This is a genomic window from Bacillus yapensis, from assembly GCF_005280205.1.
Classification (GTDB): Bacteria; Bacillota; Bacilli; order Bacillales; family Cytobacillaceae; genus Robertmurraya; species Robertmurraya yapensis.
The window spans coordinates 284,015-302,138 of sequence record NZ_SUND01000002.1; the positions used below are offsets into that span (position 1 = coordinate 284,015).

23 protein-coding genes are annotated in these 18,124 nt (G+C 37.2%); 19 read left to right on the forward strand and 4 right to left on the reverse strand.

Annotated elements, in window-relative coordinates; genetic code table 11:
• Window positions 1–48 precede the first annotated feature (48 nt).
• From FAR12_RS03760 to FAR12_RS03770, 3 genes are all read left to right on the forward strand, one after another.
• The gene (locus FAR12_RS03760; protein ID WP_126406431.1) at window positions 49–1,521 is read left to right on the forward strand and encodes a flavin monoamine oxidase family protein; all 1,473 of its coding nucleotides are present in this window, start codon (window positions 49–51) and stop codon (window positions 1,519–1,521) included.
• A 111-nt stretch (window positions 1,522–1,632) separates the two neighbouring features.
• A complete protein-coding gene (locus FAR12_RS03765) occupies window positions 1,633–2,379 on the forward strand; it encodes an ABC transporter ATP-binding protein (RefSeq protein WP_126406433.1) in 747 nt (248 codons plus the stop codon).
• Window positions 2,376–4,334, forward strand: coding sequence for an ABC transporter permease (locus tag FAR12_RS03770; RefSeq protein WP_126406435.1), 1,959 nt, complete (start codon window positions 2,376–2,378; stop codon window positions 4,332–4,334). The genes FAR12_RS03765 and FAR12_RS03770 overlap by 4 nt, the downstream gene beginning before the upstream one ends.
• Before the next feature lie 39 nt (window positions 4,335–4,373).
• Here the strand turns inward: FAR12_RS03770 and FAR12_RS03775 are convergent, their stop codons facing one another.
• Entirely contained in the window at window positions 4,374–5,357 is a 984-nt protein-coding gene (locus FAR12_RS03775; RefSeq protein WP_126406437.1) for a sensor histidine kinase, read from the reverse strand.
• Window positions 5,354–6,028 carry a response regulator transcription factor gene (locus FAR12_RS03780; RefSeq protein WP_126406440.1) on the reverse strand — a complete coding sequence of 225 codons (675 nt, stop codon included), beginning with the start codon at window positions 6,026–6,028 and terminating at the stop codon, window positions 5,354–5,356. Before FAR12_RS03780 ends, FAR12_RS03775 begins: the two co-directional genes overlap by 4 nt.
• Window positions 6,029–6,299: 271 nt before the next feature.
• Here FAR12_RS03780 and FAR12_RS03785 point away from each other — a divergent pair, with 271 nt between their 5' ends.
• The 15 genes from FAR12_RS03785 (at window position 6,300) to FAR12_RS03850 (ending at window position 15,544) form a co-directional block, all read left to right on the forward strand.
• Window positions 6,300–6,881, forward strand: a complete 582-nt coding sequence (locus tag FAR12_RS03785; protein ID WP_126406442.1) for a DeoR family transcriptional regulator — start codon at window positions 6,300–6,302, stop codon at window positions 6,879–6,881.
• A complete protein-coding gene (locus tag FAR12_RS03790) occupies window positions 6,874–8,412 on the forward strand; it encodes a copper resistance CopC/CopD family protein (RefSeq protein ID WP_126406445.1) in 1,539 nt (512 codons plus the stop codon). Before FAR12_RS03785 ends, FAR12_RS03790 begins: the two co-directional genes overlap by 8 nt.
• A 20-nt stretch (window positions 8,413–8,432) precedes the next feature.
• Complete coding sequence (locus tag FAR12_RS03795; RefSeq protein ID WP_126406448.1) at window positions 8,433–9,053, forward strand: YcnI family copper-binding membrane protein; 621 nt, start codon at window positions 8,433–8,435, stop codon at window positions 9,051–9,053.
• Window positions 9,054–9,162: 109 nt separating this feature from the next.
• Entirely contained in the window at window positions 9,163–9,558 is a 396-nt protein-coding gene (locus FAR12_RS03800; protein ID WP_126406451.1) for a DUF6157 family protein, read from the forward strand.
• Window positions 9,559–9,568: 10 nt separating this feature from the next.
• The gene (locus FAR12_RS03805) at window positions 9,569–9,823 is read left to right on the forward strand and encodes a hypothetical protein (protein WP_126406454.1); all 255 of its coding nucleotides are present in this window, start codon (window positions 9,569–9,571) and stop codon (window positions 9,821–9,823) included.
• Between the two features lie 6 nt (window positions 9,824–9,829).
• The gene (locus FAR12_RS23265; RefSeq protein ID WP_170972074.1) at window positions 9,830–9,994 is read left to right on the forward strand and encodes a hypothetical protein; all 165 of its coding nucleotides are present in this window, start codon (window positions 9,830–9,832) and stop codon (window positions 9,992–9,994) included.
• 31 nt (window positions 9,995–10,025) lie between these two features.
• The gene (locus FAR12_RS03810; protein ID WP_126406456.1) at window positions 10,026–10,619 is read left to right on the forward strand and encodes a hypothetical protein; all 594 of its coding nucleotides are present in this window, start codon (window positions 10,026–10,028) and stop codon (window positions 10,617–10,619) included.
• 90 nt (window positions 10,620–10,709) lie between these two features.
• Window positions 10,710–11,165 (forward strand): NUDIX hydrolase, encoded by a 456-nt coding sequence (locus tag FAR12_RS03815; RefSeq protein WP_126406459.1) that lies wholly within the window; start codon window positions 10,710–10,712, stop codon window positions 11,163–11,165.
• Between the two features lie 12 nt (window positions 11,166–11,177).
• Window positions 11,178–12,017: a hypothetical protein gene (locus FAR12_RS03820; protein WP_126406462.1), complete on the forward strand. Its 840-nt coding sequence runs from the start codon at window positions 11,178–11,180 to the stop codon at window positions 12,015–12,017.
• Between the two features lie 82 nt (window positions 12,018–12,099).
• Window positions 12,100–12,534: an NUDIX hydrolase gene (locus FAR12_RS03825; RefSeq protein WP_126406465.1), complete on the forward strand. Its 435-nt coding sequence runs from the start codon at window positions 12,100–12,102 to the stop codon at window positions 12,532–12,534.
• Window positions 12,531–13,070: a histidine phosphatase family protein gene (locus FAR12_RS03830; RefSeq protein ID WP_126406468.1), complete on the forward strand. Its 540-nt coding sequence runs from the start codon at window positions 12,531–12,533 to the stop codon at window positions 13,068–13,070. Before FAR12_RS03825 ends, FAR12_RS03830 begins: the two co-directional genes overlap by 4 nt.
• A gap of 14 nt (window positions 13,071–13,084) precedes the next feature.
• Window positions 13,085–13,963: an NAD-dependent epimerase/dehydratase family protein gene (locus FAR12_RS03835; RefSeq protein WP_126406471.1), complete on the forward strand. Its 879-nt coding sequence runs from the start codon at window positions 13,085–13,087 to the stop codon at window positions 13,961–13,963.
• 17 nt (window positions 13,964–13,980) lie between these two features.
• Complete coding sequence (locus tag FAR12_RS03840; RefSeq protein WP_126406473.1) at window positions 13,981–14,442, forward strand: hypothetical protein; 462 nt, start codon at window positions 13,981–13,983, stop codon at window positions 14,440–14,442.
• A 22-nt stretch (window positions 14,443–14,464) separates the two neighbouring features.
• Window positions 14,465–15,022, forward strand: coding sequence for a GNAT family N-acetyltransferase (locus FAR12_RS03845; protein ID WP_126406475.1), 558 nt, complete (start codon window positions 14,465–14,467; stop codon window positions 15,020–15,022).
• A 156-nt stretch (window positions 15,023–15,178) separates the two neighbouring features.
• On the forward strand, window positions 15,179–15,544 hold the full coding sequence (locus FAR12_RS03850; protein ID WP_126406478.1) for a cupin domain-containing protein: 366 nt from the start codon (window positions 15,179–15,181) through the stop codon (window positions 15,542–15,544).
• On the opposite strand, the gene FAR12_RS03855 is transcribed toward FAR12_RS03850, so the two are convergent.
• Window positions 15,537–16,262 carry a class I SAM-dependent methyltransferase gene (locus FAR12_RS03855; protein ID WP_126406481.1) on the reverse strand — a complete coding sequence of 242 codons (726 nt, stop codon included), beginning with the start codon at window positions 16,260–16,262 and terminating at the stop codon, window positions 15,537–15,539. The two genes, FAR12_RS03850 and FAR12_RS03855, sit on opposite strands and share 8 nt — an antisense overlap.
• 217 nt (window positions 16,263–16,479) lie before the next feature.
• Between FAR12_RS03855 and FAR12_RS03860 the strand changes: the two genes are divergently transcribed.
• A complete protein-coding gene (locus tag FAR12_RS03860) occupies window positions 16,480–16,722 on the forward strand; it encodes a hypothetical protein (RefSeq protein ID WP_126406484.1) in 243 nt (80 codons plus the stop codon).
• A gap of 109 nt (window positions 16,723–16,831) precedes the next feature.
• On the opposite strand, the gene fdhA is transcribed toward FAR12_RS03860, so the two are convergent.
• Window positions 16,832–18,049 (reverse strand): formaldehyde dehydrogenase, glutathione-independent, encoded by a 1,218-nt coding sequence (gene fdhA / locus FAR12_RS03865; protein WP_126406487.1) that lies wholly within the window; start codon window positions 18,047–18,049, stop codon window positions 16,832–16,834.
• Window positions 18,050–18,124 lie beyond the last annotated feature (75 nt).

An 18,124-nucleotide genomic window follows, 5' to 3' on the forward strand; every position in this document is an offset into this window, starting at 1 on the left:
TATCTCCATTCGCCCATTCATAAGATCGATTAGAAGGGAGTGATGGCGATGAGTAGTGTCCCGACTGAATATTCAAGTCCTAATTATCCAGATGAAATGTTAGCCATTATTCGAAATGGATTAAATAAAGGAGCTTCTCCGAAAAAGATCCTCATTGCTGGAGCGGGAATGGCAGGGTTAGTTGCCGCATCCATATTAAAACAGGCAGGTCATCAAGTGACGATTATTGAAGGGAACAATCGAATAGGTGGGCGAGTGTATACCATCAGACAGCCTTTCACTTATGGAAATTATCTAGATGTGGGGGCAATGCGGATACCAGATAATCATCTTCTCGTTATGGAATATATCCGCCGTTTTAAGCTACAGACAAACAGGTTCATCAACTCTACCCCCAATGACTTAATTTTCGTCAATAATGTTTTAACTACCAGTTCTCAATATGAACAGAATCCTGATATATTACGCTTCCCGGTTGATGATTCAGAAAAAGGAAAAACAGCAAATGAACTTTTTCTGTCTGCGGTAAGACCATTTCTTGAACGTTATCAAAATAGTACACCTGAGGAGCAGGAGCAATTATTAAATCGATTCGATAACTATTCAATGGAAGATTATTTACGAAACAACCCTTATGGTCCATCTTTATCTCTGAATGCGATACGGATGATTAGTGTATTACTTGGCATGGAGGGATTTAGAGAGCTTTCCTTTACTGGGATTATTACGGATATTATTTTTCCGATATTTAATGAAGAAACCGAGTTTTATGAGATAAGAGGAGGGAATGACCGTCTTCCTGCAGCGTTTTTAGACGAACTTCGAAATCAGTTCTACATGAATGAAAAAATTATAAAAATTAGACAAAATGCTAGAGGCGTCATTTTTCAAACGGTTAATCAAGAAACAGGGGAACAACATACATTCTCCGGTGATTATGCGGTCATCACCATTCCATTTACTACTTTTCAGTTTATCGACGTAGAACCGTATGATTCAATCGATTTTAAGAAATGGCAAGCAATACGAGAACTACAAGTTTTAGAATCTGTCAAAATTGGGATTGAATTCAAACATCCTTTTTGGGAGAAATACAAAGTTGGCAATGCTATATCTGATCGCCCAACGAGGTTTAGTTATATTCCTAGTCATAAAAGTACAAAAGGTGGGCCAGCTGTCATGCTTGCCAGCTATAGTTGGGGTCATGATGCTAGTTTGTGGAATAGTTTATCAGACCAGCAAATTCTCTTTTATGCTTTGAAGGACTTAGCGAAGGTCTATGGGAATGTTGTCTATGAGGAATTTCTCCAAGGAATTTCATTTAATTGGAGTAGAAATCCATATTCTGCCGGATGCTTTACCCTTTTTGCACCCGGACAGAAAACAGACTTTGGTGATATCATATATCAACCTGAGGGCAGACTACACTTTGCTGGTGAGCATACTTCTTCCTTTCATGGTTGGATAGAGGGAGCGGTTGAATCAGGAATCAGAGCTGCTTTTGAAGTGAATTCAAGGTAAAAATGTCTTTCTTCACCCTAACATGACAAAAATGTCACATTAGATGTTGTTATATCGATGGTTAGTGGATAGATTAGTCGATATAGTATAGTGGTGAAGGAGGACGATACAATGACAACTATCATACAAACAAAAAATTTATCGAAGTCTTATGGGAAAACACAAGTGTTAAAAAATATTGATTTAACGATTGAACAAGGGGAATTCACGGCGATTATGGGACCATCAGGTTCTGGGAAAACAACCTTAATGAATACTCTCTCAACTATCGATAGCTTTAATGGTGGTGAGGTGTGGATTGAAGGTAAATCTCTACTCGATTTGAAAAAGAGAGCATTGCGTGAGTTTCGTCAAAGGCGAATGGGCTTTATTTTTCAAGATTACAATCTACTTGATACTCTAACAGTGAAGGAGAATATTTTGCTACCACTCTCTCTGCAAAAAACTCCTGTAACTGAAATGGAAGAGCGGTTAGCAAAGATCGTTGAAGCATTAAATATTGAGTCGATTTTGAATCAGTACCCTGCAGAAATTTCAGGTGGGCAAAAGCAGAGAACAGCTGCCGCGAGGGCGATTATCACCAATCCCGCAATTGTATTTGCTGATGAGCCGACAGGTGCACTAGATTCTCGTTCAGCTACTCAACTTCTTGAACAAATGCAATTACTTAATAACCTATTCAAAACGACAGTATTGATGATCACTCATGACCCATATGCAGCGAGTTACTGCCAGCGAGTTATTTTCTTACGTGATGGAAAAATCGTCAATGAAATGTTTAAAGGAGAACAAACGGAAAAGGAATTCTTTGACCGCATCCTAACGATTCAAAGCGTCTTAGGGGGCGAAAGACGATGAGCATTATTGATTTATCTTGGCGAAATATGAAGCGGAACTTCAGGTTATATACGATCTATTTTATTTCTATGCTTGTCGGGGTCGTTATCTTTTTTACTTTTTCTGGCTTAATGTTTAATAAAGACGTCGTTGAAGCCATACAGAATAAGGATAACTACAAATTTGCTATTTCGATTGCTTCCATTGTCGTCTTTTTGTTTATTGTATTCTTTATTTTGTATGCGAACTCATTTTTTATGAAGCAACGGAAAAAAGAGTTTGGTATGTATTTACTGTACGGCATGAAGGAAAGACAAGTGGCCACAATGGTCTTTTTTGAAACATTATTCCTTAGTGCGATTTCTGTTTTTGGAGGAATATTAATTGGTGGATTGCTTTCGAAGTTCTTCGGTATGGTGTTAATGAATTTAATGCACTACAAGGAAGACATTTCTTTTTCATTTCCACTTGAGGCTATTCTTTTAACGATACTGCTTTTTGCGCTTTTAATCATAATAATCACGATTCAAAGCTATTTTAATGTCCGTCGCGTGCAGTTAGTTGAATTGTTCCATGCGAAAGAAAAACTAGACAAACCGTTCAAGTTTTCTTTTCTGTTAGCGATTGTATCAATTCTATTAATTACAGGTTCTTATTATACGATTACTCTATCTGGACATTCTGACGTATGGAAAGACCATTTTAATGAAACCTTAATTGCGACAACAGTAGCCCTGATCGTTGGAACATATTTATTTTTCCGCCAGTTTTCAGGATGGATTTTGCAAAAAATGAGTCAAAGTAAGAATTACTTTCATGGGAACAAAATGTTATGGATTTCATCCCTGCGTTTTTCAATTCGGGGGAATACGATAAACTTTACGTTTAATGCTTTGATTAGTGCAGTTGTCATCTATGCTGTTGGTTTTATCGCAGTAGATTACGCGATTAAAGGTCAGGTTGTGAAAAAAGAATTTCCAAACCATATTGCCTTCTCAACGCCAGATGAAGAATCACTAAGGAAAATTGAACAAATTATCAATGATTCACATCCAATTATTGCACATGAAACCATTACGGGAGTTGAAACAGAAAAGATCCAAGATAGACAATCTTTCTTTTCCAGCCCTGAATATTACACAGAAGAGTTTTACGTTTTCCCTGAATCACAATTAAATGCGATTGTGGATTTACGTGAAGACGGGGATAAAGTCAATGTAAAAGGGGACGAAGCAATTCTCTTAACTAGAGGAGTAGATGACCCGAAAAAATATAAGACTTCTCAGCCTGAAATTACTGTTTTAGAAAACCATAGTTTTAATATAGTAGAGAAAATAAGATACCCGCTTTTAAGCATCCCGACGAGTCCTGGTGGAGATACTGCACAACAACCATCAGTACTGGTAATTTCAGATGAAGCTTTTACAAGTTTAAAAGTGGATCAGACTCTTTCTACCTACGAAATATACAAAATTGAAGAACCAAAAACAGCGAATGACGTATCTCGGGACGTATACGATATCGTGATGAAAACAGAAGGAGCCTATTATTCATCATATATCGATCAGTATTCCTCGAATATTGAGTCATCATCTTTAATATTGTTCTCAGTGGCATTTTTTGCAGTCATTGCCTTGTTTGCTTTGGGAAGTGTCATCTACTTTAAGCAACTTCGCGAAGCGACAGAAGAGAAGGAACATTACGAAGTATTACGAAAAATTGGTGTTGACGACAAAGAATTGAAAAGGATTATTCGGAAGCAATTGTTGTTCGTATTTTTACCTCCATTAATCCTTGGACTTGTACACAGCTGGTTTATTTTATATTACTCAGTCATTTCGGCTATAAAAGATCTTCCTTCATTAACGACGATCATTTTCTCTGTAATGGGATTTTACGTGTTAACGTATTTTATCTTCTATATATCATCAACATCGATTTACTATAAAATTATCAACGAAAAAAGCACACGGTAACTTTGTTTGAATTTTGTCCCCCTTGTGGGGGCAAAATTCTTACTCACCGTGTGCTTTTTGTCGTATTAAATACGGGTCATGATTTTTCGGAAAATGAATGATAAATTGGGTAAAAGCTCCGACTTCTGATGTGCAGGTAATATAATGTCCGAGTTTATTCGATAGTGCTTGTGCCAAATATAGGCCCATTCCCGTTGACTTCGTATAGATGCGACCAGTTTCTCCAGTAAAACCTCTATTAAAAATCCGTGGGAGGTCTTTTTGACTGATACCAATTCCACTATCACGAATTAAAAGCTGCTTTTCTTTGGCAGTCTCTATAGTTGAAATCGTAATCTCTCCACCATTTTCAGTATATTTTAAGGCATTTGTCATAAGTTGATTGATGATAAAATGGAGCCATTTCGGATCGCTTTGTACCTCAAGTGATTCGGCCTTTAAGTTCATCCGAATCTTTTTTGAAAAAAAGGTCTTGGAATGTGTTTTAATGACATCTTTTGAAATTTGAATCACATCACTATTTTGGATGTCATAGTCCTGATTGAAGCTATCAAGCTTAGCATAGTAGAGCGCTTGATCGACATAGTTTTCAATTTTTCCGATTTCCTCCCTTAAACTATCAGCGTCCATATCAGTTTGCTGTAGTAGTCGAAGGACGGCAATAGGTGTTTTGACTTCGTGAAACCAAGAGACGATAAAATCATAATGTTCCTTTTGCCGATTTTGTATTTCATTCATTTCACGGATATGCTCACGTGCTAGCTCATCAATATACTGCTTTGCAAGTTCACCTTCAAGTGTAAGGCTGTCAACATCTTCAATTTTCGTTTGCCGGTACTGGTGGTAGCGAAATAATAAAAATCCAATAAGCACAAAGCTTGAAAGGGTAAGGGCATAGAAAAATGTTCCCCACGCCCAACCGCTATCGCTAGCCGTAGTGAATACTAAAGTAGGTATTACTCCTCCTATTAGGTACAAGTAAATATAAGGCTTTTCATAGGAAAGGAAACGTAATATGCTCATTCGATTAAATACCCCAGTCCTTTTCGAGTAACAATGAAGTCTTCTAATCCGAGGGCTGCAATTTTTCTGCGCAACCGATTCACGTTTACGGTCAAGGTGTTATCATCGACGAACTGTTCTTCATTCCATAGAGCCTGCATCATATCCTCACGTGAAACAATTTTTCCGATATTTCGCATCATTAATTGCAAAAGGATGAATTCATTGCGGCTTAGTTCAGTGCTTTGGCTCTCAAATTCGATCGTTGATTTTGTGACATTCAGTTTTAAGCTACGATGAGTGAAACTTAAATTGTCATCTTCCTGATAGGTGTATTTACGTCGAAGTAGTGCACTGATTTTTGCAACAAGAATCCCCAAATCAAAGGGTTTTTGGATAAAATCATCACCACCCATATTGATCGCCATGATGATGTCCATATTTTGCGTCCGAGAAGAAAGGAAGATTATTGGTACCTTGGAAACGGAACGTATTTGTTGGCACCAGTAATAGCCATCGAATACAGGAAGATTTATATCTAGGAGGACAAGATCAGGTTGTGCTTGTTCAAATTCTGTTAATATTTCATCAAATTGGCTAACCTCAATTACTTCATACTGCCACTTTTTCAATGTTTCAGCGACAATCTTTCTAATTTTTTCATCATCTTCAATCAGCATGATTTTATACATGTAATCCCTCATCTGTAAACTTAGTCATTAATCTTATTTTAACACAGCAGCTAAGACATTTTCATGTCTACCAATTGGTATCGATGGACAAGTTTATGCATATTGATAGAGTAAAAGTAAAAGAGCTATTTAAATGAAGTGATAATAGTCACATTTCTGACACAATTTGAAAGCTCTTATGATTGCATGCAATATGTTAGGGTGTTAGAATTTGTTTGGAATTGTTAAAGTTTGTTAATTATAGATTATAAAAGAGGGCAGGTGAACTCATTTGCTAGCGAGTGAAAGACAGAAAAAGATAAAAGAACTAGTTACAATACGCCATTCTCTTAAAATTTCAGAGTTAAGTGAGATGTTTCAGGTATCGGAAATGACCATACATCGAGATATCAAACCAATGGTAGAGTCGGGTATTATTGAGAAATCATTCGGTGGAATTAGTCTTGTGAGTCGTGAAACCAAAGGGCAGAATTCGAATGAATGTGTACTATGTCATAGAAGCTTGAATCAACGATTGGCATTTCGTTTGATTTTAACGGAGAACAGGGTGGAAACAGCTTGTTGTAGCCATTGTGGCATCCTCCGACATCAAATGTTAGGAGATGAAGTCCTTGAGACTTTGTGTAGTGACTTTTTTACAGATACAACAATCAGTGCTACGACCGCTTCTTTTGTAATGGATGCAACCATTGATTTAGGGTGTTGTCAGCCTCAAGTAATCCCATTTAAACATAGGGAACATGCTGAAGGTTTTGTAAAAGGATTTTCTGGTACTGTAGTGTCCTACACAGAAGCGATGGGAAAAGTGACAGGGCAAATGGGTAAAAGCAAAGGGTGCTGTCATCATGGGTAAACTATTTATAAGAAACATTATGATTCTATTCGTTTTCGTATTGATGATGCCTCATGGAGTGTTTGCCCATGCATCTCTTGAAAAGGCAAATCCTGCTCCAGATAGCCAACTAGACAAAGCCCCAAAAGAAATTCTTTTACAATTCAATGAGCGACTGGAAAAAGAATTGTATTCGATTAAGGTGTTTGATGAAAAGGGTGATTTGATTAGCGACGACAAGACCAAGATAAGCAAAGATCAAAAATCATTATCGCTAGACTTGCCGACATTATCAGATGGACTTTATACGGTATCTTATAAAGTCATTTCAGCAGATGGTCATCCAGTAGATGGTTCGTATGTCGTTTCTATTGGAGAAGAGAATGTTCTCAATACTAACGCTTTTGATATACATACAGAGGAAGACAAAACTGGCTTTTACAATACGATCTATTCGCTTGTTCGAATTCTCTATTATGTTTCCCTACTATTAACAACAGGTTGGGTATTATGGAGAACTCTTAACAAAGTAGAAGGGAATGGAACGTTTCGTAAATGGGCAAAAGTTTTACAAACAGCACTTCTAATTGCCACTATTGTGATGGGAGCTATGCAATTTACTGAATTAATGGAAGGTTGGTCAGTTAAAGGGTTATTCTCTATTTTAACTGGCACATCAGTGGGCATTAGCTGGCTTGTTTCAATGGTTCTATCTATTCTAGGCTTTGTGCTTTTACTGCGGTTCCGTTGGCTAGATAGCCTTTGGGTATTGCTACTATTATCCGCCAAAAGTATAAATGGACATGCTATGGGATTTGATCCACAGATCTTCACGATTCTTTTAGACATCGTTCATTTACTTGCTGCAGCCATTTGGGCAGGAGGACTTTTGTACATCTTAGTCAATTGGAAAAATCAGAGGGAACATATTCGCGAGTTTTTACCAAGGTTTTCTCAATTTGCTTTACTCAGTTTATTGGTGCTCATAGTGACGGGTACAGCATCCACCTTACTCTTTTTACCAAAGGTTTCATATGTGCTCCATACGAAATGGGGGATATTGCTCCTCGTAAAAATCGCTATGGTATTAATGGTCGTGGTAATCGGTGGCATTATACGATACCAAATGAAAAAGAAAACGGATGCGATTGGAACATGGTTAAAAGTTGATTTCGGTATGATGGTGCTAATCTTAGTGATTGTCGGGATTATGACGCATTTAAATCCACTACCACAAAACAAGCCATTAGAATGGCATGAGCAGAAGGATAATATTGAATTCACTTTTTCTATTACACCTAATGCACCTGGTACGAATCATTTCATGATTTTTGCCAAGTCCTATGAAGAAGGTGTAAAAATTAAACGGGTAAATTTATATCTGACATCTATCGATAATCCCGAACTTGCACCAATTGAAGTTCCTTTTACAGGTGGAAGTATGCTTGACGGGAACTATCTGCCGTTTCCAGGAAAATGGTCGGCAGAACTTCGAATCTTAGACACTGAAGATAATGAAGTGGTGTTTTATAAAGATTTCATGATCTATTAATTTGAACAGGAGAAATTCAAATGAAAAAATGGGTAAGATTAAGCGTATTATTCTTAATGGCATTTTCTCTTTTTGCAGGTGTGGCAAGTGCACATGTAACGGTTCAGCCAAAAGAGACATCTCAGGGAACTTATGAAGTATTCACCGTTCGCGTACCTTCAGAAAGTGAAGATTCTTCAACGACTAAGGTAGAAGTGAGATTTCCAGAAGAAGTAAACATTTCACGCTTCGAACCAAAGCCAGGTTGGACGTATGAATTGCAAATGGATGAGTCAGGAAAAATTACAAGTGTGACATGGACAGCGGATGGAGAAGGATTATCTCCAACTGAATTTATCCAATTTAACTTGCAAGGTAAAGTTGCAGATGATGCCACAGAAATCGTTTGGAAGGCATATCAAACGTATGCAGATGGAAGTGTAGTAGAATGGGTAGGTGCAGAAGGCGCTGATGCGCCAGCTTCTGTGACAACAGTTAAGCCCGCAGATCCATCGGCTTCGCATGAACATGGGGCTGGAGTACAGGAAGAGGTAAGTGAAGATGAAGAAACAACGTCTAGCAATGTTCCACTTTATCTTGCGATTGCAGCATTAGTTGTAGCTTTACTTTCATTGGTACTTGCTCTTAGAAAAAGAGGATAATGATTGCGGGACGGTTTGGCTTTATGAAGCTGGACCGTCCCTTTGTTTTCGTAGTGACTTATGATAAAATTTTCTTATGAAAAAATTTCCAATTTAAAAGGAGGAAACAATGTCTTATAAAAATACCTTTATTAAAGTTTCGGAAGATTCTCCCATTACTTCTGCAGTTGTTCCTCTCCCTAGAAACGGCAAATCTACGATAGCTTCAATAGAATATGATTTAGTCAGTAAAAGCCCCTATAAATACACCCAAGATGATGTGCAATTTCAAACGTATTTAATTAAAAATCAAATAGAATCCACGAATGAACTAAGGGAGCAATTTTTCAGCAAACCAAAGGCATGCTTTCGTGCTTCTCCACTAGTAAAGAAATATGGTTGGGGCATTCATTATGATGCAGATGGAAAAATTGCTTTGTTTGAAGTGGAGAGTGAGAACTATAACGAATTTCTTCATATGGATGGGGTTACAGTGCTGAAGGGGATGCGGTCGAAAAGGAACTAGGGGGCTTTCGATGTCTAGAAAACAACTTATTATTACGAATCTCATATTATTTGTGATCATTGGATTTCTATTTTCATGTGCAGTACAAATAAATAGTGAAAGATCCTTTATTCCATTGGGAATGGTATTTATATTACTAGGCTTGTCAAACTTTTTATTGTTCCTCACTTATCAACGAACACGAAAACTAGTGGCCATTATTTATATGATCATTGCCGCTTCTTTTTGGGTGCTATCAGGTACCGTCTTAATTCAAGGAGTATGAGATTCTATGAAATTAGAGAAGAATAATCAAAAACAACGGAAAATTCAAGGGAAATACAGAAAGATGAAAAATGGCCCCGAGAAGCAAGAAAGTAACAGTAAACTGGAATTGCTTTTTGTCGGAGTTTTTTTATTCTTTATTATTCTCCTGGATGCCATGGACAAGATTTAAAACTTCCAAAATAAGATGAGGGGAATGCCATGTGGATAATCAATCACTAGAAAATCATTATACAAAGGATCTATTGCCAATTGATGAGCAAATTTGTGTTCTTTTAAAAAAGAGAAAAGTTTTTATGATGAATAACACCGAGTACCCAACGGAAGAAATGATTATAAATTGGGCCAAGAATTACGATTTTTTTGAGGATTATTTAAAGGCCATATTTGGAACAATTCGAATGGAAAAATATTTTAAACCGCGTATCGAGCCAACGGTGTTTCGAAAGTATTTGCCTGTACAAAAATTCGTTGAAAATAAAGGTCTTCTTTACTCAGTAACAACGATAAGACAATATGAGAATGCAAGCCTTGTTCAACTAAATATTGACGGGTTTGATATGAATGAAAGTCTAAGTAGATCTGCGCGTAACTATACTTTTGGTTTGTTTATAGGAGAACAATATGACTGTCAGTTGCAGGGTGGAGGTGGCTCGACTGGTCATTACACCATCAATTTTGTAGTTTCTCCACCATTACCAGACGAGTGTTCAGGAACGGAGCTAGTATTTAAGGAATATACTGACACATTCGCTGAAAAACCAACCGGACTGGAAATCATCATACAGATAGATTAGCAACATCTGAATATAATATTACTATTCTTTAATTTTAGAGACTAGCAATCTTAATTGTATATGAATGACTATAGAGAGAAGTGAATTCAAATGGAGTATTATAAATATCTTAGGCAATACGTGGGGCATAGGCCGATTATTTTACCTGGGTCAGTTGTTATGATTATAAATCATCTAAATGAAGTGTTATTACAAAAGAGACATGATGGAACTTGGGGACTACCGGGTGGATTAATGGATTTAGGCGAGAGTTTTGAAGAAGTGGCAAAAAGAGAAGTTTTTGAAGAAACAGGACTTTTAGTCGATAAATTAAGATTACTGAATGTATACTCTGGCTCGAAATATTACTTAAAGGTTCAAAATGGTGATGAATTATATTCTATAACTGCAGTGTATTATACAAAAGAAATAAGTGGAGAATTGAAGATTGATTATAGTGAATCAGAGGAAATGAAGTATTTTTCTTTTCAGAACTTGCCGGAAGGATTAACGGTTGAATATAGAGGATTCACTGAGGAATATAAAAAGTTAGGTTCTAAGACTTGAGGGGATGAAATTTTGAATATCATTGACACATACGAGTCTTTTCCAAAACAACCAACACTTGAACGGTTAAGAGAATACCATATAAACTATGGCAACATATTTGAATTCTATTTTTTGTATCACTGTACAAATACGGAGGAAAGACTAAATAAGGCAATAGAAAGATATTCTTATGATTGGCACTCTATACAAAAAGTCTATCAAAATATCGGAATTATAATCGAAAATACTGCTCAGATTTATCATGAGAAGTATCAGTTGGAATTTCCAATAGACATTAATCTTATCATCGGAGCATATGGTTCCAATGCATATGCAAATAGAAAAATAATTCCGGATATAACTTTTGCGATGGAGCGATTAACCTTTGAAGCAGAGCCTTTACAGGTGATTGTCGCTCATGAATTTGGTCATGTTGCCCATAATCTTATCACCAATCAGGAGGGAATGGATTGGAAAAAAGTTCGCTGGGAACACCCGTATACCTGGTTATTGCAAGAGGGGGCTGCCACACATTTTTCGAAACAAATTTATCCCAATTTAAGCGAGTCTATTTATTTTTCGTATAGTCTCGAGGGAGATGAGTGGTTTACATTTGCGAAAAAACATAAACAAGACATCATTAGTAGCTTTGCGAATGAGTTACGAAGTGGAAAAGAATTCACCCATATATATAAAGAATGGTTCTCTATCAACGGTGGCGAGACTTTTGGATATTCTCGCTTGGCCTATTTTATCGCAGATTGCTTGTTTCAAGATTTATCATTTATAACTGATGAATTACATACATTGCTCTTATGGAAAAATGAAGACTATTTTCAAATTGTTGATGAGTGGCTAAATCAATGGTAATGATGCGTTTCTAGATTTAATAGAATCGCATTTTTTTAGCAGGAATATCGTAAACTATGAAGAAATTAAGGGAGGAAGTCGTTTGTTCTTAGTGAATGTTGAGGGTGCGATAAGGAAAAATGACAAATGGCTTATTATTGAAAGAAGCAAAAAAGAAAAACATGCTGGTGGGCTGCTCTCTCTAGTTGGAGGAACGGTAGAAATCGAGGGTAATAGTTCTGAGATATTAGAACGAACTTTAAAACGGGAAATTTTTGAAGAGGTCGGAGTGAATGTGAATAAATTAAAGTATGTACATAGCACATCTTTTAATACAGAGGTAGGCGAACCTGTGATTAATATTGTCTTTTTGTGTAGCTATGAATCTGGGGATGCATGCGTAAAGAGTCCCGATGAGGTTGAGGAAGTACTGTGGTTAACGACTGAAGAGATTTATAATCATTCAAATTCTCCGATATATTTAAAAGAGAGTATCCAAAATGCGGAGTCCATGTTTGATATTGGAGTGATTGAATGAAGTACATTTATCTAATAAGACATTGTGAAGCTGACGGGCAAGCCTTTGAAGCAACGCTTACTGAAACAGGAATCAAACAAGCTAATGATTTAGATAACTTTTTCGTAGAAAAGAGGGTTGAAAGGATTATTTCGAGCCCATATAAGCGAGCAGTACAGTCGATACAGCCACTGGCTGAGAGATTAAAACTGGATATAGAACTCGAGGACAGGTTAACGGAGCGTGTGTTAAGTTCTAAGAATCTCCCAGATTGGTATGAAAAACTACAAGAAACATTTGAGGATTTTGATTTGAAATTCGATGGTGGAGAATCAAGTCACGAAGCGATGAATCGTATAGTCGAAGTGATAGAAGAAGTTGTTCAAAGTACTCCGGACAATGTTGCTATTGTTACCCATGGTAATTTGATGGCCTTACTTTTAAAACATTTTCATCAAGAATTCAGTTTTAATGATTGGAAAAAGCTCAGCAATCCAGATGTTTATCTCTTAAAATATCAAAATTATCAAACTACATTTAAACGAATATGGAAATAAGGGAGAGTCGAATAATGAAAAATATTCTTGTGCTTGGTGGGACACGTTTTTTTGGACGAAAATTGGTAGATTTGCTGCTTGAAGAGGGACATAACGTAACGATATTAACACGTGGTCAATCTGGAAATCCATTCGGTGATAAAGTCGAACATATCATTGCAGATCGTTCCGATCAAACGGATTTTGCTAGGAAGGTAGAAGGACGTACATTTGATATTGTTTATGATAACATTTGCTTTTCTCCAAATGAAGCATATGATTTTTGTGAACTTTTTAATGGGAAAATTGGCAAGCTTGTATTAACCTCCACATTATCAGTTTATGGAGCGGATGGAAAAGAGAAATATGAGACTGATTTTGACCCATATCATTATGAAATTCGCCTGGGAAACAAAGAAGATTTTACATATGGGGAAGGAAAGCGGCAAGCGGAGGCTGTGTACTTTAAGTATGCCCAATTCCCAGTCGTAGCTGTTCGAATTCCGATTGTATTAGGAGAGGATGATTATTCGCGCCGGTTACATCTTCATGTGGAACGAATCGCAAAGGGAGAACCAATTGGTTTTGTAAATATGGATGCCGAAATGTCCTTTATCCAAGCAACAGAAGTAGCACAATTTTTGAAATGGGCTGGTATAACAGAAATAGAAGGACCTTTTAATGCCACAGCAAATGGGAGAATCTCATTAGCCAATTTAATAAAAATGATTGAAGAAGCAACGGGTAAAACTGCAAGAATTGCGCTTGTGGGAAATGATGAAATTATTTCACCTTATGCTGTTCCAACCTCATGGTATATGTCAAACGAAAACGCAGCTAATAAAGGATTTCAATTTACGAATTTGGATGACTGGTTGAAGCCTCTTGTTGAAACGATTGCCAAAGAATCATGAGACTTGGGGATTGTTTTTTGAAAAAAGTAATCCTAGTCATTCTATTATTTGCTTTCCTTATTGGATGTACAAACGAACAGGAAACTGAAAAAAATAATCTTTTCGATTTGAACAGCGAAACGATTGCTACCTTAAAAAATGGCACGTTAATTGGAACCCCATTAATCTTAGACAAAACGCTTATTTTAGATGAAGTAAAAGAAGTATGGGGAGAGCCAGATGAGCATTATGACCATGAAGATATTCAAACATATGTTTATACGGTGGAGAATCAACGTTTTACCTTATCAGAGGATGAACTGGGTTCGATTTATATTGTTGGAGTGGAGCTAACAACGACTAAAGATGAGATTGTAAAGTCCATGGGCAAGCCAAATGAGCAGTCTGGGAAGGTCTTATCTTATCGAGAGGTAGATTATTTAATAACTTTTGAAAAAGTAAGGGACGGAGTTTGGAAACTGAATTTAATGAGAAATTAGTGCGTTGTTAGGGGTGTAAATAATGATTTATAGAAATAAGACTATCGAAACGGATAGATTGCTACTCCGTTTATTTAGTGAATCGGATGCAGAAAATGTAACCGCTATGTGTAATAACTATAACATTTTCAAAAGTACTTTGACTCTACCATATCCATATACTCTAGATTGTGCGCTGTCGTGGATTGCTAACCACGAGCAAAACTTTGACCTAGATCGTATGTATGAGCTTGCTATAACAGATAAGAATAGTGGACAGTTATATGGTGCCGTTGCGATTTCAAATCATAAGCAGCATAAAAATGGAGAACTGGCATATTGGATTGGAGAAAAGTATTGGGGGAATGGCTACGGGACAGAGGCAGCGCAAGCGATGATAGAATTTGTTTTTAAAGAAAAGAATTTTCATCGTGTCTATGCACGACATTTCAAATCAAATCCTGCATCTGGAAAGATTATGGAGAAGTGTGGAATGACATATGAAGGCATGTTAAAAGAACATGTCTTCAAAATCGATCGTTTTGAAGATATTGTTTATTTTGGAGTTATCAATCCGGTGGGAAACAACAGAGTTGGTTGAGAAGGGCTTATCTTATGGAGAGCTGTTGCTGATAAAGAAGTCCTCTAAGTATCTCGAGAAGCATTAATGCTTCTCGAGATTATTTATTACTATGAATGAAGGAATAACAGCAAAAACTAGCGAAGTTATTACTACTTTCAATTTTCGGAGGTTCAAATGGAGATTTATAGATTTGCCAAGGATAGTGGAAAAAAGATTAGTCAATACAATTCGGATTTTGTCATGTCTCGTGTGATTCGCACTGAAAGTGGTGTTCACATTGGAGCTATGTATCTAGAGAAAGATGGGATTATCGGCTATCATCAAGCAACCACGCCACAGCTTCTTCTAATTATTTCTGGTGAAGGATTTGTTCGTGGAGAAAGCGAAGAGTACATAATGGTTGAGCCAGGGGATGCTGTGTTTTGGACAAAGGGTGAATGGCATGAAACGAAAACAGATACAGCTTTAACCGCCATTGTGATAGAAAGCGAGAATTTAGAGCCGTCCTCATTCATGCCAAACAAAAGTGAGATTATTTAGTAGCAGCAAGGAATAAAAATAATGGTATTCTTAATCGTCTTAAGTATGTCTCTTCCTTTTCAAAATGCTCTCTCTTAGGTAGTGATTCTCTTAAAGATTCAATCTTAAACCCAGCAGATTTGAGTGCTTGAAAATAATCTTCAATCGTTTTGTGGTATTTATAGACTGTAGAACCAAGCCACTCCTGTTCCCGAATCCCAGAAACGAAGTAATTATCAACGAGCCAATTTGTTCTTTGCCCATTTGTTTGCAAAGTGGAAGTAATAACGGGATGTTCAATAGAAAAGATGAATCTTCCACCATCAGTTAAAGTGTCATATATATTTCTAAATAAGGCTTCAATGTCCTGAATATAATGAATTACTAGTCTTGAAATGACCATGTCAAAGTGATTTTTAGGAAACTCCCAATTCTCAATAGTTGAATGTACTAAGTTTATATTTTTATATGTTTGTAGATTTTTAACTGCTGTATGATGCATATTAATTGAACCTTCAATGCCAGAATAGCTTTTACATCCAGCATTCATCAGATCGATTCCAAACTTTCCGTCACCGCTCCCTATATCAAGAATGTTTAAATGTGATACATCTCCAACAAGGTCAATGAAAATTGGTTTTTCAATTGTGTCATTTGGGTTTTCTTTTGATGCTCTCTTTAAAGTGAAATTATGAAAGAATTCTTCTTTGTCGTAGTATTGCGAACCGTTTCTTTGCAAAATCGGCAAACCTCCTCTAAAACATCATTGGAAAAATTATACACAATTTCATCTGTGTGATGTACATATTTTTTTATTGCATCCTAAAAAAATTCAAATAGGGGAGCGTCGGTTATTGGGTAAAAAACTAATTTTCATAATCGTTGTGGTCATACTTTTGTCGGGATGTACTAAGACATTTGAAGGAGTGGTATATGAGGTTGAAGGAGACTACTTTTTGGTTGACTGTACGGATGAAGCAACGATTAAGAGTAAAGCTATTGAGGATATTGGCTACGGATGTAAGGTTAAATTGTCCGATAAGACAAGCTTTAGGAGTGAAACAGGGGAAAGTTTGGTATTAGACGAAATTAAAGAGGAGGCAACGGTCAGAGTTCTACTGATGCATTCAAAAAACATTACTCATAGTAAGGACTCTAGAGTCGTTGAAGCTAAGGAAGTAATTGTACTCGATGAATAGAATAATCTTGCATACTAAAAGCCAGACTATAGTTGCCTGGCTCATAGTTTAATAGTGTTAGAGGGTTGTTAAAACAGCCGTTTTTTAAGCGCTTTCATTTCGATGAATCTTATTTTCTAACTAACCCATGGGGGTCAATTACGAACTTCTTAGAAGCTCCCTGATCAAATTCAGCATAAGCAGCAGGGGCTTGATCTAATGGAATGAGTGTAGCATTTACAGCTTTGGCAATTTGTGCTTTTCCGCTTAAAATGGCTTTCATTAGGTCGCGATGATATTGCATAACTGGTGTTTGACCAGTGACAAAAGTATGCGCTTTTGCCCATCCTAGACCTAGGCGAACCTTCAAGGTTCCAATTTTTGCATCCTCATCAACAGCACCTGGGTCACCAGTAACGTAAAGACCAGGAATGCCTAGACGACCACCGGCGCGAGTGACTTCCATAATCGAGTTCAATACAGTGGCAGGAGCTTCTCCAGCGCTAGCACCATGTCCATGGGCTTCGAATCCTACACAATCAACTGCGCAGTCAACTTCAGGTACGCCTAAAATTTGTTCAATCTGCTCACCAAGATTTGTATGTTCCCTTAGATTTACTGTCTCGCAGCCGAAACTCTTCGCTTGCGCAAGACGCTCGCTATTTAAATCACCGACAATAACAACGGAAGCACCTAAAAGTTGAGCAGAATGAGCAGCCGCTAAACCAACAGGTCCAGCACCCGCAACATATACTGTTGCACCAGGCTTTACTCCTGCACTTACAGCACCATGGTAACCAGTTGGGAAAATATCAGAAAGCATAGTTAAATCAAGAATTTTTTCAAGTGCTTGATCTTTATCAGGAAATTTAAGTAATTGAAAATCTGCATAGGGGACCATAACGTATTCGGATTGTCCACCGACCCAACCGCCCATGTCGACATAACCATAAGCTGAGCCAGGACGATCTGGATTTACATTTTCGCAAATATGAGTATTGCGTTCTTTACAGCTACGACAACGTCCACATGCAATGTTAAACGGTACAGATACGAGATCACCCTTCTTAATAAACTCAACGTCACGTCCAACTTCGATGACTTCACCAGTGATTTCGTGACCGAGAACGAGACCTTCCGGGGCAGTTGTACGCCCGCGCACCATGTGTTGGTCGCTACCGCAAATATTTGTAGTGACAACTTTGAGAATGACACCGTGGTCGCATTTACGACCGACATTTAATGGGTTTACACCAGGTCCGTCTCGTAAAATCAAGTCGGGATAGCTGATATCTTCAATTGCCACACGACCAGTACCTTTGTAAACGACTGCTCTGTTTCCTGACATTTTGCTTTCCTCCAATCTACATATTAATATCAGATAAGTGAATTATTTATAATTCAGAATTATCTGTACAATCTT